2 pseudogenes are annotated in these 630 nt (G+C 75.2%); both read left to right on the forward strand.

What is annotated here, in order from left to right:
* Nucleotides 1-356: pseudogene (locus tag PROKR_RS31495) on the forward strand (glycosyltransferase family 2 protein); the annotation flags it as partial.
* Between the two features lie 33 nt (nt 357-389).
* Nucleotides 390-630, forward strand: a pseudogene (locus tag PROKR_RS34415) (diacylglycerol/lipid kinase family protein); the annotation flags it as partial.

Raw genomic sequence — 630 nt, forward strand, 5'->3', positions numbered from 1 at the left:
GCGGCCGCGGCGTCGTCGTCGGCGCGTCCCGCCGGGCGATCGAGGCCATGACGGGCTGGAGCCCGTCGCAGCCGCTGTCCGGCATGCGCTGCCTCACCCGGGAGGCCTTCGAGGCCGCCACGCCGCTCGCCCGCGGCTGGGGCGTCGAGACGGGCATGACGATCGACCTCCTGCGCAAGGGGTACGTCGCCGTGGAGGTGCCGTGCGACCTCAAGCACCGGGCGTCCGCCAACGACCTCAAGGGCCAGATCCACCGGGCGGCCCAGTACCGCGACGTCCTGCTCGCCGTGAACGCCCGCAAGATGCGCGGCGCGGTGGACGCCGTGCGGCACGCGGGCTCGAACGTCCGTAGCTGATCGACCCTCAGGCAGGCCCCGTACTCTGACCCCATGGAGTGGCAGGCCTGGCTCGGGATCGTCGCGATCGGCATCGGCGTACTGGTCCTCGCGGTAGCCGTCGGCGCCTGGTCGCTGCAGGCCCGGATGCGGCGCCGGGACGGACGGCGGGCGGTGCCGCAGAGCGTGCAGGCGGCCCTCCGGGTCGCCGTCGTGGTGAACCCCTCCAAGCTGCACGCGGGCGCGCTGCCCGGCCTGGTGCGCGCGCACTGCGAGGCGCACGGGCTGCCCGAGC

Origin of the sequence: Promicromonospora kroppenstedtii DSM 19349 (genome assembly GCF_000515355.1) — a bacterium.
Lineage (GTDB): Bacteria > Actinomycetota > Actinomycetes > Actinomycetales > Cellulomonadaceae > Promicromonospora > Promicromonospora kroppenstedtii.